The following is a 25,584-nucleotide window of genomic DNA, read 5'->3' on the forward strand; positions in this document are numbered from 1 at the left end:
GATCTGTGGCGGGGACTTTGTGTTCTTGGTCGCTTTTGCACATTGTGTATTCGACCCCACAACATAAAAGAGCCACGGGCAGCCACCTATGTTAAGCAAGAACTATGTTTCTATCCGTCTTTGATATGTTCAAGATCGGCATTGGACCGTCGTCTTCCCATACAATGGGACCGATGGTTGCGGCCGCGCGCTTTTTGGATGCGATGCGAGCATCTCCCTTTGAATTTCACGGATTGCGCGGATCTTTGCATGGGTCTCTTGCTTTTACCGGTGTTGGGCATGCGACGGATCGCGCGACTATTTTGGGCCTCGCAGGATTTCGTCCTGATGATTATGACCATGATCAGGCTGAGGCAGCTCTAGAGACCATTCGCGAAACGCAATCTGTCACACCGCCCGACCTTCCGACACTGTCATTCAATCCCAAAGATGATCTGGTGTTTGACTTCGGCCCGAATTTGCCCGGTCACGCCAATGGTATGATCCTGATGGCCACCGACAGCCAAGGCGATGTGATCCTGCAAGAGATCTATTACTCCATTGGCGGTGGTTTCGTGATGACCGAGGCGGAGCTTGCCTCAGGTCAGGATACGGATGAAGGCGCGCCCATACCCTATCCGTTCAAATCCGCCGAAGAGATGCTGCAAATGGCGGAAACCAGTGGCAAATCTATTGCCGAGATGAAGAAGGCAAACGAAATTGAGCGTGGTGGTACTGAAAACCTGCGCAGCGGTGTGGCCCGGCTTTGGCAGGTGATGAATGGCTGCATCGAACGTGGCATCACGCAGGAGGGTATCCTGCCCGGTGGGTTGCAGGTGAAGCGCCGCGCCAAGGGCATACACGATGCGCTTATCGCCGAGCGTGGCACAAACCTGAATGCGCCGCACAAGATCAACGATTGGATCAGCGTCTATGCGATGGCTGTCAACGAAGAAAACGCCGCCGGGGGGCAAGTTGTCACGGCACCCACCAATGGGGCCGCGGGCGTCGTGCCTGCTGTGATCAAGTACTGGCTGGAGCATGTCCCGGGCGCGTCTGAATCAGAGATTGAAACCTTCCTTTTGACAGCCGCAGCCATCGGTGGCCTTGTCAAATTCAACGCCTCAATTAGCGGAGCTGAGGCCGGGTGCCAGGCCGAGGTGGGAAGTGCTGCCGCAATGGGCGCCGCTGGTTTGGCCGCAGTCCTGGGCGGCACACCAGCTCAGATCGAAAATGCGGCAGAAATCGCGTTGGAACATCATCTTGGGATGACCTGTGACCCAGTCAAAGGTCTGGTGCAGGTACCTTGCATCGAACGCAATGGCTTGGGTGCAATAAAGGCCGTCAGCGCAGCCAGCCTCGCCATGCGTGGTGATGGTACGCATCTTGTCCCGCTGGATGCCTGTATTGAGACCATGCGCCAAACCGGTCTCGATATGAGCGAACGCTATAAGGAAACGTCTCTGGGCGGTCTCGCTGTCAACATTCCAAACTGTTGATGCGAGGTTTTAACTTGGCCAATGGGACGCCGTGTTCTGCAACGCGTTCGCAACCAGTTCAAAATGCTCTGATGGAACTGTGACCAGCATTTTTGGTGCGGTCAGGGCAAGCGATACCGGGCCTGTGGCTTCATTTGATGTGCCGATCTGACCATCTGGTGTGAAACAAATACCGGATATAGGCCATTTCAGCCCTTCTGAATGCCCTTCAACAGCGCCCATCGGAAAAAGCGACACGGTCGTACCTGCAGGCAAGTCCAGATTGATCGCAGGCGGTGCAAGAAACACGGTATCGCAAGGGCCGAGCAGGATGCACGGCTTGTCGGGATAGCGCACGAGAGTGTTGAATGCCGCAAGCTGATGATCGATTCGCGCGCCGGTAAACCCGACGGCAAGGATTAGCGGGCTATCAATGTTGCGCAGGCATTTGTCGAAATCCGTGCTGTCTTGCTCTTCGATTCTGTGTTGCGCATCGCTGGGAATTTTCGAAAGGATTTTATCCGAAATCGAGTCAAAATCGCCGATAACCACATCTGGCAGGATATTATGGTTAATTGCCGCGCCCGCTCCGCCATCGGCTGCAACTATGTAAGATCCCATGGACAAAGCGCGACTCAGGTCACTTTTGTCCAAGGAACCACCACCAACCAAAGTCACAGGGTAAGAATTGTAAACAATCACCTAATTTTCCCCGGATTAACCTCTATTTTGGAAACAAGACACATTCTAGCCGTGAAATGATACGCTAAAATTCTAAGAATCGGGCCGCTTTGGTCTAGGGCAACATGGTAAATCCTGATGTCGCAGGTCATGCAGAGCGAGCAATAAAAAATGGTAAGTACAAGTAAAATCCTAACAGTTTCGTACGGCACGTTCTCGTGCACGCTAGAAGGATTCGATGATTCTTTCGATACAATGAAGGCAATTGCGGAATATTTCCGCGATTTGGCCGCCGATGATCGCTATTTCGGGGCCGAACCGCCGACACCCGACGCCGAAATGCTTGCGCGCATTGCGGAACGCGAGATTGCGCGCCGCGTAGAAGCACATGAAGATCAGGGAAAAATTCACCTGCGCGCTCAGGACGAAGACGGCGCACTGGCGACAACGAGCTTGCTTGCACCCGATATTGAAGAGCCTTCCGAAGTTGCGACAGAAGGCCTCCCAACGATGGAAGACGCTTCTGAACTCGTATCGGAAGCTATCGAGGACTCTTTGGTTGAGCCTGAGTTTGTCGACGAAACCTATGCGGATGCCGACGCCTTAGAGCCGGACCCACAAACCGCGTCAGATGACAATGTTGCGGATGAGGAAGACCTCATTGATGAGGCCCCAACCGAAGACCCGACAGACGAACCTGAAGATGCTTCGGAAATAGAGTCTATTTCGGCGGAAAAGACCGAAACAGAAGAGCTTTTGGCCGAGATTTCCGCGTCTGCAGAGGTTGAGGAAGAAGAAAAGGCTGAGCCCGAGACGTTAGAAGACCACCCGTCGGACTCTTATGACCTAGATCCTGACATTGCTGCCTTTATGGCCGACGCTGCTGCCGAAGAGGCTCAGCTGGCCGCGGCTCAGAGTGATGACTCTGTCGATGACTTGCTCGAAGTCGACGAGATAGAAGCTGAAATTGCCGAACTTGAAGATGTTCAGGACGATCAATCCATTGGTCTGGCCGATTTCATCAGCGAAGGCACCGAAAAGGACGAAGCGCCTGAGCTCTCTGAGTCTGATGACATCGCGGAAAAGCTTCAGCGTATTCGTGCCGTAGCTGCGCAAAGCGAACCGAAGTTTGTGCCCGATGACTTCAGCGAGGACGAACACGCTGAAGACCTCATGGAAAATACGTCGTCTGAACTGGAAGCACTGCTGGCATCGACGCGCGAAGAGGAGGAGTCGGACGGTTCACCACAGCTGGATTTGGCTGCCGAAACCCTCGAGCAAGCGTTCTCCGATGATGAGGAAGAAGATTCAGAAGAACTCGACAAAACAACTGATATTGAAGAGGTTTTCGAAAGTTCGGATGCAGAAGAAACTCAAGAAGCTGCAGAAATCGCTGAGCCTGCTGACGTCATAGAAGAAGATGAACTGGCCCAACTTCTGGCGGATTCCACACCCGACAACTTCGCAGATAGTGAAGCAGACGAATTGGAGGTCTCCGAAGCAATCAAATCCGAAGTGACAAATTTCGAATTAGAAAAAGACGCTTTGGATGCGCCAGCCGAAGACACGGCGGCGATCGAAGACGATATGGAGCCGCTGGTTCTTGGCAGCGATGAGCGGGTGGAAATTGTCGAAGAAGAAACGGTCGCCGAAGACCTGGATCATGACCTTGGGGACTCAACGTTAAGTCCGGAGGACGAGGCCGATCTACTGCGTGAACTGGCCGAGGTTGAGGCCGAGATTGAAACTGACCCGGAGATGTTTAAGGCGGACCGCATCGAGGACGCGGTTGAGGTCGCAGATTTGGCTGATGACAAGATCGATCTGGCGGAGGCCGAAGCGATTGCGGATTCCACATTGGAAATAGCGCAGCAACGCGATGCTTTGAGCAACGCGGACGCTATGACCACTGCCTCCGACCTCGACCCATCGCCCGAGATTGAATCTGCACCAGAGATCGAACCAGAAGAGTCCAAGGAAAAACCGCGCGGCCTGAAACGCCTGCTGGGAATGGGAAAAAGCGAGCCAGAGCAAGACGTTGAGCGGATTTTCGACGAAGCCGATTCACAGATGGAAGACAAAGAGGCGTCACTGCGCCGCAATGCGATCCAACATCTGCGCGCTGCTGTGGCGGCCACTCGTGCCGAGCACAAAGCCGGAGGCAAAATCGAGAAAGACGTCGATGATGCCCCTTACCGTTCGGACCTAGCCGAAGTTGTGCGCCCACGCAGACCCAGCGCGTCTGAAACTGCGAGCACATCTCGTCGCCCGACGCGTCCAGAAGACGTTGATCCTGCGCCATTAAAGCTTGTCGCGGAACAGCGTGTCGATGTAGATCAGGCTCCGGTCCGCCCGCGCCGTGTTTCTGCCGGTGAGCGTCCACCGATGGCCGAAATGCAAACAGAAGCAATGGGTGGGTTTGCAAGTTTCGCGGAAGAGATGGGTGCGACCGAACTTCCGCAAATTCTCGAGGCAGCCGCGGCTTACATGTCCGATGTTGAGGGACGCGCTGAGTTTTCGCGGCCGATGCTGATGAACAAGCTCAAAGAGGTCACGTCAGACAGTTATTCGCGAGAAGACGGTCTGCGATCTTTCGGAGAGCTATTGCGCGGCGGCAAGCTTCGCAAAATCCGTGGTGGTCGCTTTGCGGTGACCGACGAAACCGAATTTCGCAGTGAGGCGCGCGACGCGGGTTAAAGCTTGCAAATTCAAGTCGCCACAAAGCCCGGCCAAGCGTGCCGGGCTTTTTTACGCGTGTTCGGCACCGCAAAAGGCCTGACGCCGCACATCGCAGGGAAGTTCCCCGTATTTTTGGTGAAACCAACGTTTCATCAAGGTCACATTCGAAAACCCACACGCCACTGAGACCTCACTTAAAGGCATTGCGGTTTGAGCCAAAAGATTATGCGCACGGTGCAACCGCAAGTCGCGATAGACTTTCAATGGTGACCGCCCCAAACGATCACCAAAACTGCGTTCCAATTTGCGAGGCGAGACGCCAATGACCTCGGCAATCTGCGCGACGCTTAGTGTGTCCTCCAAATGATCTTCCATCATCTGAAGCGCTTCCTGGATCACTTCGTCTCCCTGCGACATGCGTTGAAACCTGAGATGTTCACCTGTGCCACAAGAAGCTTCACTTTCGCTGAGCCCAAGGTCACGGGACAGCGCCATGGCGGCTATTTCGCCGTCGCGGGATCCGACCAACTCCACCATCATGCGCATAGCAGCCGCAGGTCCCGTGGCGCTGCTCAGGGACTTGTGGTGGCATGTCGACCCTGGATGCATCTCAATTGAGCAATTCATCTCCGATACACCGGTTTGAAAAGCCGAGTGTACCGCAAGACGTTTTGCTCCCAAAACGCCGGCGGCCAAGGGCACAAAGACAGCGGAACCCACGACGCATACGCGCAAGGCGCTTCGGATCGCAGATCGCAAAATGCGTAACTGTTCGGCGTTGGGCGTCCACGCTTGATCAGACCCGCCGATGAGAACCAGAGTTTGATCCGGCCCACAGATCGGACTGCCATTTCCCGGCAAATCAGCGGATCTTAGTTGTGTCCAGGTATAAGCGTTCCGTTCCAGAAGCTGGTTCGCGGCGCGTAAAACATGGATACAGGTCCCGGCGACGAATTCGATGCTATCGTCCTGAGTAATGAAAACAAAATCGCTCGAAAAGTTGCGAGGTTTCGCAGCAACATCCTCCTCGGATGTCGGTTTTGAGTTAAAGTTATGAAGATACATCAGAGCGTATTCTTTCCCTTTCTCAGACAGGCACCGCCACCAAGATGATGGATGGGCCTCTCACATGACATTCCGAATTGACGTCTCTACCGCGTGAAGAAACGACCCTGCCGAAGAGCTTGCTGAAAGCAAGACGAAGCTGTCTTGCGCGTCCCGCACAACCATCACGCCCAGGTGCTCCATAACAGTGCGCGCAACATGTCCTTCTGCAAAAACATCTGCATGCAAATCAATCGGGCAAATCCGCTCCAGCGCGTGCCGGCTCGACGCGCCGGACAGATGGAGCGCCGTCCATACATCGGTCTGGTCGGTCACATACACCGCGGCTTTGACCCGCTTGGCAACAATAGCCGCGGCGTCGGGCTGGTCATGCGTGAACACGACGAATGCCTGGTCCTGTGCCATCCGCAACAGCCGGGCGTTGCCGTCTTTTGAAATCGCAGAGTGACCGACCTCGGGCACATCTACTCCATATCCGGTTTTAATTGCCTTGAGTGCTTTGGCTTCATCGCCAAGCGGCAACGCAATAGAGACCAACGCAAAATCCGCAGGTGAAACGAGGCGTACGTTGCCGAAGGTTTCATCATAGCCAGCAAGAGGCGGTTCAGCGATCAGCTTATACTCAGCCACGAAGACGCTCCCCTTCTGGATCAACGAAATGGGCCGAGACGATTTCAACGTCTATCTCAACACCATGAACCGGGCTGACGGCGCGCACGATTTCGCCTTTGCGCGTGTCGCCTTGCTTGATGAAACCAAGCCCAATGTGATGACCTAGGTTCGGCGAATAGGCAACAGAGGTCATCCACCCCTGATCATGGTCCATATCAGCCGGATCATGTTTGTTCAGGAAATGAGATCCAGCAATCAGCTTGCGGGTTCGATCCACCGGGCGGAACCCCATGAGCTTGATCGCATCGTCCCGGGTCATCTCAGGGCGCTGCGATAGAACCTGGCCGATGGATTCTTTTTTCTGGCTGACCATCTTGCCCAGTCCGATATTGAGCGCCGTGGTCTGACCGTTGAGTTCATTTGCGGTCGCATGACCTTTCTCAATCCGCATCACGCCAAGGGCCTCGGTGCCATAAGGTACCGCGTCAAATTCTGCGCCGGCCTCATTCAATACGCACATCATGGAATTGCCATAGCGTGCAGGCACCGCGATCTCGTAGGCCAGTTCACCTGAAAACGAAATCCGGAACAGCCGGGCCGGGATGCCGCCGCACACGGATATTTCGCCACACGCCATAAAAGGAAACGCCTCATTCGAGATGTCATGCTCTGCGTCAATCACCTTGCGTAGAAGGTTCCGCGAATTGGGCCCGGCAACTGCGAACTGCGCCCAGCCATCCGTGGTGGAGATGAGGTGCACGTCCATGTTGGGCCAGAGACATTGCCGCGCAAACTCCAGACGGCGGAACACCAGCACGGCGTTGGCTGTCGTGGTGGTCATCACATAGTGGTTCTCACCCATGCGCGCTGTGGTGCCGTCATCATAGCAGATGCCATCCTCGCGCAGCATCAACCCATAGCGGACTTTACCAACGGGCAAGGTTGAGAAGGTGTTGGAGTAGACCTTGTCCAAAAACGCGCCCGCGTCCTTGCCTTGAATGTCGATCTTACCCAGCGTGGTCACATCACAAATGCCCACCGATTGGCGGGTCATGCGCGCCTCACGGTCAACAGAGTCCCGCCAACCCTTTTCACCGTCCCGCGTGTACCATTCAGCCCGGAGCCAGTTGCCGACCGTGACAAAGCTTGCACCGTTTTCCTCGGCCCATTTATGCGATGGCGTCAGGCGATAGGGCCGGAAATCCTTGCCGCGCGCGCGGCCAGCCAATGCGCCGATCGGGACAGGTGTGTAAGGTGGGCGGAAGATGGTCGTGCCGACTTCCGGGATCGTCTTGCCCGCTTCCTCGGCGAGAATGGCAAGACCGGCAATGTTGGAGGTCTTGCCCTGATCCGTGGCCATACCCATGGTGGTGTAGCGTTTCAGCAATTCGACCGAGCGGAACCCTTCGGTATTGGCCAGCTTGATGTCCTTGACGGTCACATCGTTCTGAAGATCAACCCAGGCCCGTTTCCTGCTTTCACCCACATGCCAGAAGGCGGCATAGTCACGTGGTTCATCCTCGGCCTCGGGTATGTCAGTCTTTTTGGCTTTGAAACCAAGGTCTTTTAGTTGTGCAGCAGCCTCTGCATGACCTTCTGCAAGCGCGCTTGCCAAAGTCATAGATCCATTGGCCGCGCCAGCGACCGTCATGCCGACGGGCAATTCGCCGCCAGGCACGAACGCGCAAAGATCGTCGCGCCATGTTGGGCGACCACGTTGGTGACAGGTCAGATGCACATTTGGATTCCATCCACCCGACACGGCAAGCGCATCAACTGGAATAACCTTGCCATTTGTCAGCGTGATGGACTTCAGGCCTTTGCGGCCCACGGTGTCCATTACGGCCTCTCCGGCAATGTGTTTGACGCCGGGAAGGTTCAGGGTCGCAGGTTTGTCGCGACTGTCGATCACAACCGGCACGTTCACACCTTTGGACTGCAAATCCGCTGCCGTGCGCCATCCGTCGTCATTGTTAGTAAAGACCGCAACCTGCTGACCGGGCGTGACACCGAAGCGGTTTGCATACGTCCGGACTGCACCAGCCAGCATAATGCCCGGGCGGTCATTGTTGCCAAAGGCGATTGGACGCTCAGTTGCACCCGCAGCCAGAACGGCCCGTTTGGAATAGATGCGCCACAGGATCTGCCGTGGCTTGCCTTCGCTATCGGCCAGATGATCGGTACACCGTTCCAAGGCGCCATAGACGCCGTGATCATAGGCACCATAAACGGTGGTCCGCGTCATTAAGCGTACGTTGGGCATATTGCTCAGCTCCGCCACGGCTTGAGCCGCCCAATCCGCGCCGGACATGCCTGCGACCTCAAGCGTTTCGGAATTTAGCCGGCCGCCAGGACGGAAATCTTCATCCGCCAGAATGACTCGCGCGCCGGACCGAGCGGCCGTCAAGGCGGCCATCAAGCCGGACGGACCCGCCCCGATCACCAGAAGATCGCAATGCAAGAACCCTTTGTCATATGTATCTGGGTCTTCCTGCATGGACAGCTTGCCCAGCCCGGCCGCCGAACGGATGATTGGCTCATAAAGCTTTTCCCAGAATGCTTTGGGCCACATGAATGTTTTGTAATAGAACCCTGCCGACAGGAAGGGCGAGACCAAGTCATTCACTGCCAAAAGGTCGTATTCAAGTGATCCGCGGTGGTTTTGTGATGTGGCGTTTAGCCCATCAAAAAGCTCCACCATCGTGGCACGCGTGTTGGGTTCCTGATACGCTCCATTGCGCAACTGCACCAAGGCATTGGGCTCTTCTGATCCAGCCGTAAAGACACCGCGTGGGCGGTGGTATTTGAACGACCGGCCCATTAAAACCTGACCATTGGCCAACAGAGCAGAAGCCAGTGTATCACCGGCAAAGCCGCGCATCCACTTGCCGTTGAACCGGAATTTTATCTGTTGGTTGCGGTCTATCAATCCGCCATCAATACGCCCCGCCTGACTCATTTGTCTCGTCCTCGTGCACGGGCCACATCGCGGGCGATTTCCACATTCGTGATTTCATGCGTCAACGTATTGCGCGTCACCATCAGCCACGAGCGATCGCCCTGTTCGTGATACCAAAGCTCTTTGTGTTCGCCTGCCGGATTGTCACGCAGATAGCCGTAGGCGTGGAACTGCTCCATCGCGTCCTCAGCTTGCCAGTCTGGGCGGTCGATCAGGGATGCATCGCCCAGGTAGACAAATTCGGCGGCGTCACGCGGCCCGAGAAGAGGGTGATTGATGATCATTGCCTGTCCCTCCTCAATGCAGGTTGGGCTGATTGCCCACGCCTTTTTCGTCGATGAGATTACCGGTCATGAACCGATCAAGGCGCATTTGCGTGGCCACCGGATGCGGTGTGTCTCGAGCCAGTAGATGGGCATAACAGAACCCGCTGGCAGGCGTTGCCTTGAACCCGCCGTAGCACCAGCCGCCATTGAAATAGAGCCCGTCAATATGGGTCTTGTCGATAAAGGGCGAGCCATCCATCGACATATCCATGACCCCACCCCAGGACCGCAGCAAGCGGGCGCGGCCAATCATTGGCATGATGGCCATGCCGCCTTCACAAACGTCTTCGACCACGGGCAGATTTCCGCGCTGGGCATAAGTGTTGTACCCATCAATGTCGCCGCCAAAAACAAGTCCGCCCTTGTCCGATTGACTGACATAAAAATGCCCGGCACCGAAGGTAATCACCCCCGGCAGGGTTGGTTTGAGACCTTCCGAAACGAAGGCCTGAAGCACATGGCTCTCAATCGGTAGCCGCATGCCCGCCATAGCCGCGACGCGCCCCGAAGACCCGGCCACACACATCGCCACTTTCTTGGCGCGGATCGCTCCGCGTGAGGTTTGCACACCCACGCACCGCCCGTTCTCGATGTCGATACCTGTGACTTCACAGTTCTGAATGATGTCCACACCACGGCTGTCCGCGCCCCGCGCATAGCCCCACGCCACCGCATCATGCCGCGCCGTGCCACCGCGCCGCTGAAACAGCCCGCCTTTGATCGGAAAGCGTGCGTTGTCATAGTCCAGAAACGGAAGCTCTTCGCGCAGTTGCGCGGCATCGACCAATTCCGCATCAGCACCCGCAAGGAACATCGCATTGCCCCGCCGCACGAATGCATCACGCTGACCATCGGTATGGATGAGGTTCAGGATCGACCGTTGCGAGACCATCGAGTTGTAGTTTGTGTCCTGCTCCAGGTTCTCCCAGAGCTTCATACTGAGCTCATAGAACGGCTCGTTCCCAGGCAGGAGGTAGTTGGACCGGATGATCGTGGTGTTCCGCCCGATATTGCCTGATCCAAGCCAGCCCTTTTCGAGCACGGCCACATTCGTCATGCCGAATTCTTTCGACAGGTAGTAAGCCGTAGACAGCCCGTGCCCACCGCCGCCAATGATGATGATGTCATATTCCGGCTTTGGCTCTGGCTCACGCCAGGCGCGTGTCCAGCCCTTGTTTCCGGTTAGTCCCTGCCAAAGAACTTTGAACCCACTGTAGCGCATGCGGCGAATCCCAGCTTTGTTTGAATCAGATTGGCGCAGACCGGAGCGCTCGACTTTTCTGGAAAAGACGGATATGTGACTTTAATGGACATAATTGGTTCAGAATCGGAAAGTACGCGGTACATTGGCATCCTGCCCATACCCGGTTTTGCAATGATGTCTTTCGCAGCTCTCACAGAACCGATGCGCGCTGCCAACTTGTTGGCCCGGCAAGACCTCTACCATATGGTCACGTTTTCAACGGATAAGAAACCCATTCCAAGCTCTGGAGCCGGTGTGGTGATGCCCGAAGCGCGCTTGGGGGAAGAGACCAAACTTGACTACCTCTTTGTTGTCGCCGGAGGTGATCCGACACTCTATGACAATCGGCCGGTTATGCGCTGGCTCTCTCGTCATGCACGTGAAGGGACGTTTCTGGGCGGCGTGTCAGGTGGCCCGATCATCCTGGCCCGCGCTGGCCTGATGGCTGGGCGCCGCATGACGGTGCATTGGGAACACGCCGGCGCACTGGCGGAAATCTCACCGCATCTTTTGCTGGAGCGCTCACTCTACGTGATCGACCGCGACCGCGTGACCTGTGCCGGTGGCACCGCGCCGATGGACCTGATGCATGCGCTGATCGCGCAGCACCATGGTGTTCCATTCGCACGGATCGTCAGTGACTGGTTCATGCACACAGAAATTCGCCCCTCTGCCGGGCCGCAGCGGGCGGGGCTTGTCGAACGTGTGGGCACAACGGTGCCTGCTATCCTTGACGCGGTTGAAGCAATGGAAGCGCACGTGGCAGAGCCTGTATCCCTCGCGGCGCTGGCCAACACCGCGGGGTTGTCGCCACGCCAGCTTAACAGGCTTTTCCAATCCAAGCTTGGCCGCTCAACCATGCGCTATTATCGGGAACTGAGGTTGGAAAAAGCCCAAAGCCTGTTGCGAAACTCTCCATTGAGCCTGACTGAAATTGCTTTGGCCACAGGCTTTGCAAGTTCGGCTCATTTTTCGCGCGTGTTCTCCGAACAATTCGGACAGCCACCCTCTAGCTACAGATGACCGCGTTCGCGTCAGGCCGTGTTGATTTGCGCCAGGCATCTTGCCAAGCACAGGGGATACTTTAGGCTGCATTTCAACAATTTCGGAGGCCTAAATGCACATCCTTGTCCTGCAACATGAACGCGTCGAACACCCCGGCGTTTTCCGTGATTTCCTGAAAGAAGACGGGCACACGTGGGATGCTGTAGAGCTTGATGAAGGAGAGCCTCTGCCATCTATTGATGGCTACGATGCGCTTTGGGTTATGGGCGGCCCGATGGACACGTGGCAAGAAGACGAGCACCCGTGGCTGAAAGAAGAAAAAGCCTTCATTCGGAATGCAGTAGAGGAGCGTGGCTTACCTTATCTGGGGCTTTGCCTCGGTCATCAGCTTCTGGCCGAAGCGCTGGGCGGCAAGGTGGAGCCAGCCAAGACCCCGGAAATCGGTGTGCTAGAGGTGCAGCTCACCGAGGCCGGAGCCAGCGGTGTTTTCTTCGATGGTGTTCCTGAAGTTTTTGAATGCCTGCAATGGCACTCGGCCGAAGTCACTGCGATCCCTGCAGGCACACAGGTTCTGGCCACATCACCGGCCTGCGCAGTACAGGCGATGAAATGGGGGACGCGTGCGTTTTCCACGCAATTCCATGTCGAGATCGAAGCTGATACCGTGCACAACTGGAACAACATTCCCGAATATGCTGGTGCGCTCGATAAGGCGATTGGCAAGGGCAAGGTGACAGAGCTTGAAGCGGCCTGTGCTGAACGCATGGAGACGTTCAATTCCATGGCCGAGCGGCTTTACATCAACTGGTTACAAGCCACAGCACGCACCTGATCAGGCGTTCTCAAACGAAAAGCGCGCTTTGACCGGCTCCAACTGCGGCGTCCCCGAAATGTAATCTGCCGCTCGCGCTGCGATCATCTGCGTTGGCGCGTTGAGATTGGCGCTGATCACCTTGGGCATGACAGAGGCATCCACGACCCGTAGCCCCTCAATCCCATGCACGCGGAACCGATCATCCACAACGGCATCTGGCCCGTCCCCCATGCGGCATGTGCCACAGGGATGGAAATCCGTCGTCACATTCGCGCGTACCCATTCGGCGATCTCGGCATCGCTTTTGACATCCGGTCCGGGGTCAATTTCTGTGTCTCTGAGCCCATCAAACGCACGTTGCGAAAAAAGCTCTCGCGCCCGGTGCACGCCCTCAACCAACTCGCGCACGTCATGTGCGTCGGAGAGATAGTTGAATTGCAGAAGTGGATGTGTGTTCGGGTCAGGTGAAACCAGCCGAAGATGCCCAACACTGCGAGGTCTGAGCTGATCCACATGACAGGCAAAAGCCTGCATCAATGTGATCTTGTTGCCTTTGTACTCAAAACCCACAGGGCCGAAGTGATATTGCAAATTGGGATAGCGAACGTCTCTATTCCCGCGGATCAATCCGCCCGCTTCCCATATGTTGGATGCAGCAACCCCGTCGCGTGCAAACACCCATCGGACCCCAGCGCGGAGTTTGTTCCAGGGCCGGTCCACGCGGTGGATAGGATAAGATTTCAGACACTCAAACTGCAGGATAACACTCGCGTGGTCTTGCAAGTTGCGACCGACGCCAGGCAAGTCATGCGCCACTTCAAGGCCGATCTCTTTAAGGTGGTCCGCAGGTCCAATGCCAGAGAGCATCAGCAGCTGAGGTGAATTGATAGCGCCGCCTGAAAGAATGATTTCGCGACCAGCGACCACGGAGAAAGTTTCCTTGCCCTGAGAGACCTCTACTCCGGTTGCGCGATTGCCGCTGACCCGAATGCGCTGCACCATCGCACGTGTCAGGAGCGTGACGTTTCCCCTCTGCAATGCCGGGCGAAGATGCGCCACCGCCGCAGAGCACCGCCGCCCGTTGCGCTTAGTTGCGTCCAGTCGCGCAACGCCTTCCGGATTGTGGCCATTCAGATCATCAGACTGCCCTTGGCCAGCTTGCACACCCGCCTCAATAAAGGCGTCGTACAGCGGATTGTCGTAGCTGCCCGGCATTGTCCCCAAAGGTCCGCTATCCCCACGATAGGTGTCACCGCCACCGGCATAGGTTTCGCCTGCACGAAAATAAGGAAGACAGTTTTCGTAGCGCCAGTCCGACAGGCCAAACTCATCTGCCCATGCTTCGTAGTCCAGAGGATGACCGCGCATGTAGACCATGGAGTTGATCGAAGAGGACCCACCAACGACCTTGCCGCGCGGCATGAAAATCTCACGATCAAAACACGACTGTTCAGGGGATGTATTGTAATTCCAGTTCAGCTTTGGATCACGCCAGGCCTTGTAAACACCGGCTGGCATGTGGATCATAAGATCACGGTCCATTGGGCCTGCTTCAAGGATCAGGATGCTTTTGGATGAGTCGGCCCCCAGTTTGTTGGCTAATGTACATCCGGCTGACCCGGCACCGATGATGATATAGTCATACTGAGATGCGATCTGGCTCATGCGTCGTCGCCCCAGCCATCGGATTGCATCTCTCTCAGGCGGCTTGCCGTGCGTTCGAACTCAAATGTACCTTCGCCTTCGATATAGAGAAACTCAGGCGTGGCCGCCGCGGAACACACAATGCGCACCTTGGCCTCATAAAGCGCGTCGATCAATGTCACGAAACGCTTTGCTTCGTTGTAGTTCGAACGCCCCAAAAGTGGTACGTCTTCCAACACCAAAACCCGCGCCGCCTGTGCCAGTGCAAGATAATCCGCGGCACCCAAGGGCCGTCCGCACAGATCATAGAACGAAGCGCGCGCCACACCGTTGTGAAAGGCGGGGATTTCGACGTCTCGTTTATTGACGACAAGTGTCAAAGGCGCACCCTTACCGTCTGTCAGATCATCCCAAACGGATTGAATGGCCGCGCGTGCCTCGGGATTGATAGGCGTGAAGTAGCTGGGTGTTCCGGCCAGACGCCCCTGCCTATAATCTGTTGGGCTGACCATTTCATGCACGATCATGCGCTCTTTCAACAAGTCAATGAATGGCAAAAAGAGCTGACGGTTCAGCCCATCTTTGTACAAGTCGTCGGGCACCCGGTTCGAGGTTGTCACAACCGCAACGCCAGCTTCAAAAAGCGCCTCAAAAAGACGTCCCACGATCATGGCATCGGTAATGTCGGTGATCTGCATCTCGTCAAAGGCGAGACAGCGCAGGTTGTCCGAAACTGATTTCGCCACCGGAAGAAGCGCGTCCTCGGCCCCCTCTTCACGCGCCTTGTGAAGCCCGGCATGAATCTCTTGCATGAAGGCGTGAAAATGCACACGCCGGTTCGGCACGGTTAGCGTCTCAACGAACATGTCCATCAACATGGATTTGCCACGCCCAACGCCACCCCAGAGATAAAGTCCCATAGGGGCCTCGGTCTTTTTTCGGAAAAGCCCCTTCTTGACCGGTTTTGCAAGCTCCTCCCGGATACGCTCAAATTGCGGTATCACCGCCTCTTGCGCGTCATCGCGGGTCAGAACCCCCTCAGAGACAAGCCGTTCATATCGCTCGATCAGCGTTTCCATAAAAGTTGGATAACGAAGCCAATCGACAGAGAAAAGGAGGAACAGGATCAGCAATCGGAATTGTACCCGGCACAAAAGCTGAATTGACGGGCGTTCCCGCTCCATTCAGACTGCGTGTCCGGAGGCCTTGATGCAGAAGTCGACACCCCTCTTTACCCCGGTTCTGATTGCAGGCGGCCTGATCCTTCTGGTGTCCTTCGCAATCCGCTCTTCCTTTGGTGTGTTTCAAATTCCCATCGCCGAAGAGTTCGGTTGGCTTCGTGCTGAATTCAGTTTGGCCATCGCTATACAGAACCTCGCGTGGGGCATTGGTCAGCCGATCTTTGGCGCGATTGCTGAAAAGATTGGCGACCGAAAGGCCATCATCATCGGCACACTCCTCTATGCCGCAGGCCTTGTGCTGTCGTCCTTTGCGGTCACGCCAGAGGCGCATCAATTCTATGAGGTTCTTGTTGGCTTCGGAGTGGCAGGAACCGGGTTTGGTGTGATTCTGGCCATTGTGGGTCGTGCCAGCAGCGACGAGAACCGCTCGATGAGCCTGGCCATTGCCGCTGCTGCCGGATCCGGCGGACAGATTGTCGGCCCTCCTATCGCAGAGGCGCTCTTGGCGGTCATGCCCTGGCAAAGCGTTTTCGTCCTCTTTGCGGTAGCAATTCTGGGGGTTCTGCTATTGCTGCCGATGTTGCGTGCGCCAAGTGACGCTGGTCCCGCGGCTCTCGAAGAATCCCTGAGCCAGATGCTGGGCCGCGCTTTTCGCGATCCCAGCTATACACTCATATTCCTGGGCTTCTTCTCCTGCGGCTATCAGCTTGGGTTCATCACCGCGCATTTCCCAGCCTTCGTCACCGAGGTTTGCGGCCCTATCGAGCCGGGCAGCCTCTTGCACGGCATGGGTGTGACAACAACATCCGCGCTGGGCGCGATGGCGATTGCGCTTATTGGCGCGGCCAATATCGGCGGCACGCTTCTGGCAGGATGGTTGGGCAAGAGTTACTCTAAAAAATACCTTCTGGCCGGGATTTATACCGGCAGAACCTTGATCGCTGCGGTGTTCATTTTGCTGCCCGTGACACCGACGTCCGTCGTCCTGTTTTCCATTGGCATGGGATCCCTTTGGCTGGCCACTGTGCCGCTGACCAGCGGGTTGATCGCGCATATCTACGGGCTGCGCTACATGGGCACGCTCTACGGGATTGTGTTCTTTAGCCATCAGCTTGGAAGCTTTCTTGGCATTTGGCTCGGCGGGCGCATGTATGACGTTTTTGGGGATTACAATCTTGTTTGGTGGATTGGTGTCGGCGTCGGGGCTTTTTCGGCCATTGTACATCTCCCCATCCGGGAACGCGCCTTGCAAACACCTCAGCCGGCCTGAGGCTCAGCGCTTCAGCAAGTCCAATGCTTTTCCGACATCCTCGACGCATGTGTATGTGAGCGAGTGCCCCGCACCTTCGATGACTTCATGACGCGCAGCCCGGTTCCATTCAGCCAGCTTACCCAGCCCGGAGATAGGGATCACATCGTCCTCGCGTCCCCAGATCGCCAGGACAGGGATACCCGCCTTGGCAATGGCGCGATGCGCCGGTTCCAGATCCTCATCCAGAACACCGCGCAGCGATGACCACATGGCGTGAGCAAATCCACGGCGGCGGGTTTCGGCGGTTTGCATGTCATAGATATCCGGAATGGCCGCAGGTGTGCTCCGCTCGGACTCGATCCCTTGTCTGAGGACTTTGGAAAAAAACGCATAGGTCACCCAACGACCGAACCACTCGTATTTGGTAATAAGATCGGCGATGGAACCCAGGTCGTGCCCCAGGCCTGCAGGCGCGATTAGGCAAAGTTGCCGCAGCCTGTCTGGATGCTCTGCTGCATAGCGCGCGACAATCGCACCGCCCATGGAGTACCCCAGCAACGTGATGTCGTCCTCTACACCTTGGTGTTCCAAAAGCGCGTTGAGTTGTGCATTGAAAAACGCGCCATCCTGCTCACCGCGTGGGCGATCAGAATACCCTCGCCCATAGAGATCAAAAACCAACACCCGAAACCCCAGGCCCCCCAGATGTTCAGCCACAGGCCCCCACACAAAGGACGGCGTGCTCAGTCCATGCACACAGACGGCAACCGGCCCCTCATCGGCACCCAGCCATTGATAGTGCACCCGGCCTTTCGGCAGGTCCGCAAACGCCCCCGGCGCAGATGCCTGCGCCGCCCTGTTCATTCCGGGGCGTGTCAGGTCGAGCATAAACGGTCCGAAAACAACAAGCGCCACGAGCCCAATCAAAACCCACCAGATCATGAGGCCGCACGCCAGACATCGAGAATGTAACGGCTTGTCATCAAATCGAGATGCGCACCGCCGCCGTTCTTAAAAAGAGTGATGTCGCCCTCACTCTCACGCCGATATCTTTCTGGCTCATAATAGTCTGCGACCAGATGATCTCGCGTGATCGTTCCAGCCTCCAGCGGAATCTTGATTTCTCCGATATGGCCCACAGTTGTGTCGTAGCTGTCGACAAAAACTCTTGAGCGTAAAAGCGCCTCGTCGTCCACTTCGCGCATATCGGGGCGATAGGCCCCGATGACATCAATATGCTGTCCGGGTTGAAACCAGGCACCCTTTAGCAGGGGTTCGGTGGACATGGTGGCGGATGTCACAATGTCCGCCTGCTTCACGGCCTCTTCCAGATCAGCCATGATCTTTATACCGGGGCAGTCCAATTGCATCGCTTCGGCATTTCTCTGAGTACGGTTCCAAAGCAAGAACTCAGCCTCTGGAAACCCGGCACTATAGGCCTGAAATAGCGATCGCCCAACCGTCCCGGCCCCAACAATCAGAATTTTCCGGCTATCAGGTCGCGCCAGTTTGCGCGCGGCGTAAAGGCTGTCGCCTGCGGTCTTCCATTTGGTGACCAAATGAAAATCAATCACCGCTTCAAGCGCGCCATTCGCGTCTGAAAACACGCTGACTGATCCATTGATCATCGGATTGCCTGCCTGAGGGTTCTTTGGGAATACTGTTGCTGACTTAACGGCCAAGCCCATCCCGTCAATCCACGCCGCTCGGCTCAGCAATGTGTCAGGATCACGGTAGAGGAACGTGTCACCGATCTCGGCCTTGGGTAAGCGGTGGCCTGCCTCGAAGGCGCCACACAAGGCGATCCAGTCAAGCCGCGCCTCACCTTCTGCAAATGGAATGATAGAGATAGTCATGACACGGCCCCGTTTGATTTCCTCCAACATGCGTGGATCACCATACGCGGTCAAACCTTCAGCGTGCGATCCGCGGCTTTTTGGGGTCGCTGACCGGCGCTCTGGATTCGCGCCACACCATGTAAAGCCCGGAGCTGAGGATCAATATGATCCCGATCCAGGCCGTCTTGTCGGGCCATGTCCCGAACACTGACACGCCCCAGAAGATGGCCATCGGCATCGAGACATATTCAAATGGTGCCGCAAAAGCCGCCTCTGAAATGCGGTAGGCCTGGCTGATGAAAAAGCCGCCCAAAAGGCCACTCACGCCAAGCATCACAAGGATCCACCAATCGCCGGGGTCAATCGGCCCCCAGGCCCGGAAAAGAAAGGCCAGAGACGGGTGATCCTGATCTGCGAATTTTCCATCGCCAAGTCCCAAACCAATCAAGCTGCACGCAACGAAAAAGGTAATTTGAATGTAGACCGCCATGGTTGCCGCGGACTCGGTTCCGCCAACTCTTCGAGCCACGATATGGATCACGGCGTAAAGTACAGCGGCGGCCATGGGCAAAAGCGCGGCGATCTGAAACGCGGATGTGCCGGGTTTCACGATGATGAGAACGCCAAGAAAACCAACTGCAATGGCGCTCCAGCGACGGGGCCCGACGGCCTCTTTCAAAAACAGGATCGAAAATATGGTGATGACCAGCGGTGACACGAAGAAGACTGCAATCGCATCGGCAATGGGCATCGCGGCCAGACCCAGGAAAAGACAGGTATTGGCGGCGACCACACAAAGCCCGCGGAGCAGATGCGCACCGGGGCGGCGTGTGCGCAGAACTCTGATTCCATAAATTGGCAGGAAAAAGATCGCGAATGTCGTCAGCGCTACCAGTGTTCGGTAGAAAACAATCTGGTGCAGGGCATAGTCGCCCGACAAGAACTTGATCCCGACATCGTTTAGCGAAAAGCAAATCACGGCAACCAGAGCACAAAGCGCGCCAACAAGGTTGGTGCGCGTGGTGGTCATGTCCGTGAACCCGCCATGCGCATGGCCCGTTCCAGAGCATCCAGAAACCGGGACCGATCTGCCTTGCCAAAGCTTTTGCCGCCGCCTTGTCGAAATGGATCCGCCGAGCGCAGGTCGCTCATCAAGTCCCGCGTGGCCAGTACATTTCCGACGTTTTTCTCGGTCAGCATCTCGCCATTGTGCTTGAGTACCAAGGCACCGGCCTCAATGCACTTGGCGGCAAGCGGGATGTCCCCAGTCACAACCACATCTCCAGCAGCGGCACGCTCGGCAATCCACATATCGGCCACGTCCGGACCTTCGGGGACGATCACCATCTCGACCAAAGGGTTTTGCGACATGCGCAACCCGCCGTTCGAGACGAAATACATCTGTGCCTTGTGCCGTGTGCCAACACGCTCAATCTCTGCTTTCACAGGGCAGGCATCAGCATCAACATAGAGCGCCATGACTTACGCGCTCGAAGAGTCAGAGCGTTTGACCTTGAACTCTTCTGGAATTGGCATCCTGTTGAACGCGTCCAACCCAGCAATCTTGTAGGCCTCGGCAAGGGTCGGATAGTTGAAGGTGTTCTGCACAAAGTAATCCACTGTGCCTTTGAGGTTCAGCACCGCTTGCGCGATATGGATCAGCTCCGTCGCGCCTTCGCCGACGATCTGTACGCCGAGTACCCTGCGCGTTTTGAGCGAGAACAACATCTTCAGCATCCCATGCTCAAGCCCCATTATATGGCCCCGTGACGTTTCCCGAAACCGCGCCACACCGACCTCATAAGGGATCCCGCGTTCACACATTTCCTCTTCTGACATGCCACAGGTCGAGATTTCCGGCACCGAATAGATGCCATAAGGGAACCATGGCGATTCCGGCAACGTTGGTGTGTCGAGCGCATGACAGGCTGCAATTCGACCCTGTTGCAAAGAGGTTGACGCAAGCGAGGGCCGCCCGATTACATCGCCTGCCGCATAGATGTGCGGCACGGTCGTCTGATATGTCTTGCGATCTACTTCAAGCCGTCCGCGATGATCGGTTTCAAGCCCTGTCACCTTGAGATTGAGTTTCTCGGTCGCCCCCATGCGCCCTGCTGCAAACAGCAACATCTCTGCACGCACATGCCGCCCGTTTTCTAACGTCACTTCGACATGTTCGCCAGCATCCTCAATCGTTTGAATAGCCGAGCCAAGCCGTAAATCGACACCGTTTTCCCGGATTTGATGCGTAAAGTCCTGAATGAGCGTGTTGTCGATGAAATCGAGGAACGTTTCGCGCGGCTCGATAAGTGTCACGCGCACATCCAGCGTCGAGAACATCGTCGCGTATTCAACGCCAATGACACCGGCACCCACCACAATCAGGCTTCGTGGGATTCGCGCCAGTTCCAGAAACTCATCGCTATCAACGATTGTGCGTTTGTTGAAAGGCACATCGTCGGGCCGATAGGTCTTGGTGCCCGTGGCAATCAAAAACCGATCTGCCGAAAGCCGTGTTACTTCCCCGGCCTCAGTGGCCACTTCGATCTCGTTGGGCCCGACAAAACTGGCCAGCCCATGCAACGTATCGACATGGTTTCGGTTGAACTGATGCTCCAGCAGGTCAACTTCGTAGTCGAGCGTTTTGTGAAGCCGCACCTTGAGGTCCTGCGCTTCAATGTCGTCTTTCACCCGATAGGAACGCCCGTAAAAGCTCCGTTCGCGCCAGCCGGACAGGTTCAGAACCGTTTCACGCAGGGTCTTGGATGGGATCGTCCCGGTGTGTACTGACACTCCGCCCAGGCGATCCTTGCGATCAATGACAAGCACACGTCGTTTCAGCTTACCCGCCTGAATGGCGGCTGCACGACCTGCGGGACCAGAGCCGATGATAATGAGATCGTAGTGGCTCATCGTTCACCCGCCATAGAGCGCTTCGGCGTGGAAGGCGACGTGGTCTTCCATGAAGGTCGAAACAAAGAAGTAGCTGTGATCATATCCCGGCTGCATCCTGAGCGTCGACACCTGCCGCCGTGCGGCGCAGGCCTGGGCGAGGCTGTCGGGCATAAGCAGGTCGACAAATTGGTCCTTGGTGCCCGTGTCGGTCAGAACTGGGCCGGCAAAGCCATGCTCTTGCATCATCAATGTCGCGTCATGTGCGGCCCATTTGCTTTCATCTTCACCTAAATAGGCGCTTAGCTGCTTGCGCCCCCAATCGCCTTTGGTGGGGTTTGAGATTGGTGAAAACGCCGACACCGACTTAAATCGTCCAGGCAGACCCATAGCCAATGTCAAAGCGCCGTGGCCGCCCATAGAATGTCCTGTTATGGCTTGTAGCTCTGGCTCCAGTGAGAACTCCTTGAACACCAGCGCCGGCAATTCCTCGGCCACATAGTCCCACATCTGGAAATGCGGCGCCCAGGGCTGTTGCGTGGCATTCACATAAAATCCTGCGCCTTGCCCGAGATCATAGGCGTCGTCATCTGCCACCCCTTCTCCGCGAGGCGAAGTGTCAGGAAAGATCAGTGCAATGCCCTGTTCCGCCGCCCATTGTTGCGCCCCGGCCTTCACCATCGCATTCTCATGCGTGCAGGTCAGACCAGAGAGATACCACAGCACCGGCACCGGACCGGATTGCGCCTCTTCAGGAAGGAACAAGCCAAAGGTCATGTCACAGGCGCAGGATTTTGAACTGTGTGAATAAACCCCCTGAACGCCGCCAAAACAGGCGTTTTCCGAAACTGTTTCCATTCTATGTGTCCTTCTCACTGGTCTGGGCTTGATAAAGCGCCATGATCTCTTCCAGCGGCTTTTTGATATTTGCCGCCGCGGGCACCGTAGCATCCTCAGTCGCGTGTCCAACCGCCAAAATCATTACCGGTTTTTCATGCTCGGGCCGATCCAGCGTCTGATTGAGGAATCCCATCGGGTTGGGCGTATGTGTCAGGCAGTAAAGCCCGGCTGCATGCAAGGCCGTAATCAGAATGCCCGTGGCAATGCCCACGCTTTCCGGCACATAATAGTGCTTTTGCCGCGTCCCATCCGGTGCCACGCCGTAACGTTGGGCAAAAATCACGATAAGCCAGGGCGCTTGGGTCAAATGTGGTTTTTCCACGCCCGTGCCAATTGGCTCCAACGCTGCAAGCCATGCGTCTCCGGCGCGCCCCGAATAGAACTTCTCTTCCTCTGCTTCCGCGGCTTCGCGTATCTGCGCCTTCAACTCAGGGTCCGAGATTGCCGCGAAAAACCACGGTTGTTGATTGGCCCCTGACGGTGCCGTGCCAGCAGCGGCAATTGCGGTGGTGATGATCTCTTGAGGCACAGGCCGGTTCGAATAGTCGCGAATGCTGTGCCGTGTGCGCATCAGGTCGAGGTATTGTCTCACATCGACGAGACCCTCGGCATCTGTCAGGTCACGCCTGTCGGCCAGGGGAAGCGGACGATATGATGTTTCGCTTGTCATCTGACGCAGACTAGTAAAGCCCGTTGGCCCAGCCGATCACGAGCGAAACCGTCACAACAGCAACAGCCGTTGAGATCAGGATCGATGCCGACACGCGTTGCGGAGCAACGCCATAGTGCTGTGCGAGGATGTAGACATTGCCCGCCACTGGCAGCGATGCGGTGGCAATCATGACCGCGGCGGCGTAGGGCTCAACCGGGAACAGGATGAGCGCGGAGAATGCGACGAAGGCCGGGTGAAGCACCAGTTTGTTGACGGAAAGCCAGCCGGCAACGATGGGCCGTTCGGCAGATTTTGTCGCCAAGGATGCCCCGATGGCAAAAAGCGCGCCGGGTGTGGCGGCTCCTCCAAGTAGCGACAGGAAGTCGTTCATCACTGTTGGGATTGGAATGCTTAGTGCCGACCAGGTCAGGCCCAGGACAATTGATACAATCATCGGGTTTTTCAACAGACCGATCCCAACGGATCGCAGGATGCCAAGGCTCATCCGCCCGTCGCGTGATCCGGTGATTATGATGACGATTAACGATCCGAAAAAGATCAAGTCGACCGCAAGGACCAGCATGACCGGACCAATCGCCTCTGGTCCCATCAGCAGAGTAAGCATGGGCACGCCTAGGAACCCAACGTTTCCAATCACACCGCATTGCGCCTCAAACGCCGCTTCTTCTGCGGGCAGGCGGCGCATCAACGCGACCAGTGTTACGATGCCATAGACAAAGGCCGTGCCCCAGAAATAGGCCATGACAAACCGCCAGTCGAAGATCTCTGATATCGACAAGTTCGCAGAAAACTTGAACAGCATGGCAGAGAGGGCGAAGTAAAAGACAAACTTCGTCAGATAGGCCGTCGCCTCTTCGCTGAAGAATTTGGTGCGGCCTGCGCCATATCCCAGCCCGATCAACAGGAAAAAGGGAAGGGTCTGGATGAAAATGGCGAGCATGATTTGGTCGTATCATGTGGGCGGGGCGCGTCAATGACGATAACGCGCTAGCCGCTGCCGATCAGAACCCCCGCCGCGAACACCAATGCGCCACCAAGAACCACCTGAAAGGCCGCTCGAAAGAAAGGCGTTTCCATGAATTTGTTCTGAATCCAGGCGATGGCCCAAAGTTCAATAAACACCACGATGATCGCGATAATCGTCGCCGTCCAGAAGTCCGGGATAAGATAGGGCAAGGCGTGACCCAGCCCGCCAATGGTGGTCATGATGCCCGACGCAAAGCCACGCTTGATCGGACTGCCGCGTCCAGAGAGTTCGCCATCATCGCTGGCCGCTTCGGTGAAACCCATGGAAATGCCTGCGCCGACGGAGGCGGCCAGGCCAACGAGGAATGTGGTCCATGTGTCCTGTGTCGCAAAGGCCGTGGCAAAGATCGGCGCCAGGGTTGAGACTGAGCCGTCCATCAGCCCCGCTAGCCCCGGTTGCACCCATGTCAGGATGAATTGGCGCTTGGCTGTGCTGTCTTCATTGTCTCGCGACTCTGCGTCGAGGTGTTCTTTCTCCAACTCACCGGCCCGGTTTTGGTGGCCGGCTTCGGCCGCAGCGAGATCACCCAAGAGCCTGCGCGTCGCGGCATCCTGAGTGTTTTGGGCGGCTTTGAGATAAAACCGCTCTGCGTCACGCTCCATCGCTTCGGCTTCTTCGCGAATGCGCTCCAAACCGAGATTTTCCACCAGCCACACTGGTCGCCGCGCATAGTAACCCGCCACATGTTCGCGCCGGATCAGCGGGATCACATCGCCGAAACGATCAACATGCAGGTCAATCAGCCTCTGTCGATGCGTGTCCTCTTCTTTGGCCATGCCGTCAAAGACCTTGGCCGTGTCCGGGAAGTCGTCACGCAGCATTTCGGCGTATGAGCGATAAATGCGCGCGTCGTCTTCTTCGGATGAAATCGCCAAAGCGAGGACTTCTTGTTCGGTCAGGTCGGAAAACCGACGGCGCGAGGCAACACCAGGTATCATATTTTTTCCTCAGTTTAGAATAATTCTAAACTACCTCAGAAAATTATGAGAGCAACCCCAAGTCATTATCTTTTTGGTTTGGATGCGTGACAAAAGTCACCATGCAATTTTGCATAGCAGGTATTTAGAAAAGTAAACCAAATAGTTCACTTTTGATCTTGCGTGAGCGCCTGTGATCTCTACCTTGAAAAATGAACTAACCAGTTCAGAAAAGGAAGGCGATCATGAAACCTCTACTTTCAGCGCTCACTCTCACTCTGGTTCTTGTTACAGCAACGGGGCCTGCGTTCAGCTTCTCAACCACGTCTATCACCCCGCCTCTTACATTCCCCGAAGAGCCACCGGAACCTGTGACGAAGGACCTGGATGGTATCGATAAATAGCTTAACAATGCGTGA

At 56.2% G+C, this 25,584-nt stretch carries 23 protein-coding genes; 6 read left to right on the forward strand and 17 right to left on the reverse strand.

The features are described from left to right. The first annotated feature begins 104 nt into the window (after window positions 1-104). Window positions 105-1,478, forward strand: coding sequence for an L-serine ammonia-lyase (locus tag RZ517_RS01505; RefSeq protein ID WP_338549735.1), 1,374 nt, complete (start codon window positions 105-107; stop codon window positions 1,476-1,478). Between the two features lie 9 nt (window positions 1,479-1,487). Here the strand turns inward: RZ517_RS01505 and RZ517_RS01510 are convergent, their stop codons facing one another. Next, window positions 1,488-2,111 carry a thiamine diphosphokinase gene (locus tag RZ517_RS01510; RefSeq protein WP_338549736.1) on the reverse strand — a complete coding sequence of 208 codons (624 nt, stop codon included), beginning with the start codon at window positions 2,109-2,111 and terminating at the stop codon, window positions 1,488-1,490. A gap of 198 nt (window positions 2,112-2,309) precedes the next feature. Between RZ517_RS01510 and RZ517_RS01515 the strand changes: the two genes are divergently transcribed. Then, window positions 2,310-4,835 carry a hypothetical protein gene (locus tag RZ517_RS01515; protein WP_422395555.1) on the forward strand — a complete coding sequence of 842 codons (2,526 nt, stop codon included), beginning with the start codon at window positions 2,310-2,312 and terminating at the stop codon, window positions 4,833-4,835. A gap of 51 nt (window positions 4,836-4,886) precedes the next feature. On the opposite strand, the gene RZ517_RS01520 is transcribed toward RZ517_RS01515, so the two are convergent. Genes RZ517_RS01520 through RZ517_RS01540 form a run of 5 tightly spaced genes read right to left on the reverse strand, consistent with a single transcriptional unit; the run spans window position 4,887 to window position 11,001 of the window. Continuing rightward, entirely contained in the window at window positions 4,887-5,882 is a 996-nt protein-coding gene (locus tag RZ517_RS01520; protein ID WP_338549738.1) for a GlxA family transcriptional regulator, read from the reverse strand. Between the two features lie 60 nt (window positions 5,883-5,942). Further along, window positions 5,943-6,512 carry a sarcosine oxidase subunit gamma gene (locus RZ517_RS01525; RefSeq protein ID WP_338549739.1) on the reverse strand — a complete coding sequence of 190 codons (570 nt, stop codon included), beginning with the start codon at window positions 6,510-6,512 and terminating at the stop codon, window positions 5,943-5,945. Beyond that, complete coding sequence (locus RZ517_RS01530; protein ID WP_338549740.1) at window positions 6,505-9,453, reverse strand: sarcosine oxidase subunit alpha family protein; 2,949 nt, start codon at window positions 9,451-9,453, stop codon at window positions 6,505-6,507. Before RZ517_RS01530 ends, RZ517_RS01525 begins: the two co-directional genes overlap by 8 nt. After that, window positions 9,450-9,737, reverse strand: a complete 288-nt coding sequence (locus tag RZ517_RS01535) for a sarcosine oxidase subunit delta (protein WP_338549741.1) — start codon at window positions 9,735-9,737, stop codon at window positions 9,450-9,452. The genes RZ517_RS01530 and RZ517_RS01535 overlap by 4 nt, the downstream gene beginning before the upstream one ends. A 13-nt stretch (window positions 9,738-9,750) precedes the next feature. Next, entirely contained in the window at window positions 9,751-11,001 is a 1,251-nt protein-coding gene (locus RZ517_RS01540; protein ID WP_317056328.1) for a sarcosine oxidase subunit beta family protein, read from the reverse strand. A gap of 84 nt (window positions 11,002-11,085) precedes the next feature. Here RZ517_RS01540 and RZ517_RS01545 point away from each other — a divergent pair, with 84 nt between their 5' ends. After that, the gene (locus RZ517_RS01545; RefSeq protein WP_338549742.1) at window positions 11,086-12,045 is read left to right on the forward strand and encodes a GlxA family transcriptional regulator; all 960 of its coding nucleotides are present in this window, start codon (window positions 11,086-11,088) and stop codon (window positions 12,043-12,045) included. Between the two features lie 94 nt (window positions 12,046-12,139). After that, the gene (locus RZ517_RS01550; protein ID WP_338549743.1) at window positions 12,140-12,859 is read left to right on the forward strand and encodes a type 1 glutamine amidotransferase; all 720 of its coding nucleotides are present in this window, start codon (window positions 12,140-12,142) and stop codon (window positions 12,857-12,859) included. On the opposite strand, the gene RZ517_RS01555 is transcribed toward RZ517_RS01550, so the two are convergent. Both RZ517_RS01555 and zapE read right to left on the reverse strand, forming a co-directional pair. Further along, the gene (locus RZ517_RS01555) at window positions 12,860-14,506 is read right to left on the reverse strand and encodes a choline dehydrogenase (RefSeq protein ID WP_338549744.1); all 1,647 of its coding nucleotides are present in this window, start codon (window positions 14,504-14,506) and stop codon (window positions 12,860-12,862) included. After that, window positions 14,503-15,564, reverse strand: a complete 1,062-nt coding sequence (zapE, locus tag RZ517_RS01560) for a cell division protein ZapE (RefSeq protein WP_338551208.1) — start codon at window positions 15,562-15,564, stop codon at window positions 14,503-14,505. Before zapE ends, RZ517_RS01555 begins: the two co-directional genes overlap by 4 nt. Window positions 15,565-15,694: 130 nt before the next feature. Between zapE and RZ517_RS01565 the strand changes: the two genes are divergently transcribed. Further along, window positions 15,695-16,936, forward strand: coding sequence for an MFS transporter (locus tag RZ517_RS01565; protein WP_338549745.1), 1,242 nt, complete (start codon window positions 15,695-15,697; stop codon window positions 16,934-16,936). A gap of 3 nt (window positions 16,937-16,939) precedes the next feature. Here RZ517_RS01565 and RZ517_RS01570 read toward each other — a convergent pair whose 3' ends face one another. From RZ517_RS01570 to mbfA, 9 genes are read right to left on the reverse strand one after another with little or no spacing between them, the layout of a single operon-like run. Continuing rightward, on the reverse strand, window positions 16,940-17,860 hold the full coding sequence (locus tag RZ517_RS01570; protein WP_338549746.1) for an alpha/beta fold hydrolase: 921 nt from the start codon (window positions 17,858-17,860) through the stop codon (window positions 16,940-16,942). Next, the gene (locus RZ517_RS01575; protein WP_338549747.1) at window positions 17,857-18,774 is read right to left on the reverse strand and encodes an ornithine cyclodeaminase family protein; all 918 of its coding nucleotides are present in this window, start codon (window positions 18,772-18,774) and stop codon (window positions 17,857-17,859) included. Before RZ517_RS01575 ends, RZ517_RS01570 begins: the two co-directional genes overlap by 4 nt. A 58-nt stretch (window positions 18,775-18,832) precedes the next feature. Continuing rightward, a complete protein-coding gene (locus RZ517_RS01580) occupies window positions 18,833-19,786 on the reverse strand; it encodes a DMT family transporter (protein ID WP_338549748.1) in 954 nt (317 codons plus the stop codon). Next, window positions 19,783-20,235 (reverse strand): YaiI/YqxD family protein, encoded by a 453-nt coding sequence (locus RZ517_RS01585; RefSeq protein WP_338549749.1) that lies wholly within the window; start codon window positions 20,233-20,235, stop codon window positions 19,783-19,785. Before RZ517_RS01585 ends, RZ517_RS01580 begins: the two co-directional genes overlap by 4 nt. A 3-nt stretch (window positions 20,236-20,238) precedes the next feature. Beyond that, the gene (gene sthA, locus RZ517_RS01590) at window positions 20,239-21,669 is read right to left on the reverse strand and encodes a Si-specific NAD(P)(+) transhydrogenase (protein WP_338549750.1); all 1,431 of its coding nucleotides are present in this window, start codon (window positions 21,667-21,669) and stop codon (window positions 20,239-20,241) included. Between the two features lie 3 nt (window positions 21,670-21,672). Continuing rightward, window positions 21,673-22,506 (reverse strand): S-formylglutathione hydrolase, encoded by an 834-nt coding sequence (gene fghA, locus RZ517_RS01595; RefSeq protein ID WP_338549751.1) that lies wholly within the window; start codon window positions 22,504-22,506, stop codon window positions 21,673-21,675. 1 nt (window position 22,507) lies between these two features. Continuing rightward, window positions 22,508-23,218, reverse strand: a complete 711-nt coding sequence (locus RZ517_RS01600) for a nitroreductase family protein (protein WP_338549752.1) — start codon at window positions 23,216-23,218, stop codon at window positions 22,508-22,510. Between the two features lie 10 nt (window positions 23,219-23,228). Then, window positions 23,229-24,161 (reverse strand): AEC family transporter, encoded by a 933-nt coding sequence (locus RZ517_RS01605; protein ID WP_317056315.1) that lies wholly within the window; start codon window positions 24,159-24,161, stop codon window positions 23,229-23,231. A 47-nt stretch (window positions 24,162-24,208) separates the two neighbouring features. Continuing rightward, window positions 24,209-25,186, reverse strand: a complete 978-nt coding sequence (gene mbfA / locus RZ517_RS01610) for an iron exporter MbfA (protein WP_338549753.1) — start codon at window positions 25,184-25,186, stop codon at window positions 24,209-24,211. 224 nt (window positions 25,187-25,410) lie between these two features. Between mbfA and RZ517_RS01615 the strand changes: the two genes are divergently transcribed. Then, on the forward strand, window positions 25,411-25,569 hold the full coding sequence (locus RZ517_RS01615) for a hypothetical protein (RefSeq protein WP_338549754.1): 159 nt from the start codon (window positions 25,411-25,413) through the stop codon (window positions 25,567-25,569). Window positions 25,570-25,584 lie beyond the last annotated feature (15 nt).

The organism is Roseovarius sp. S88, from assembly GCF_037023735.1.
Lineage (GTDB): Bacteria > Pseudomonadota > Alphaproteobacteria > Rhodobacterales > Rhodobacteraceae > Roseovarius > Roseovarius phycicola.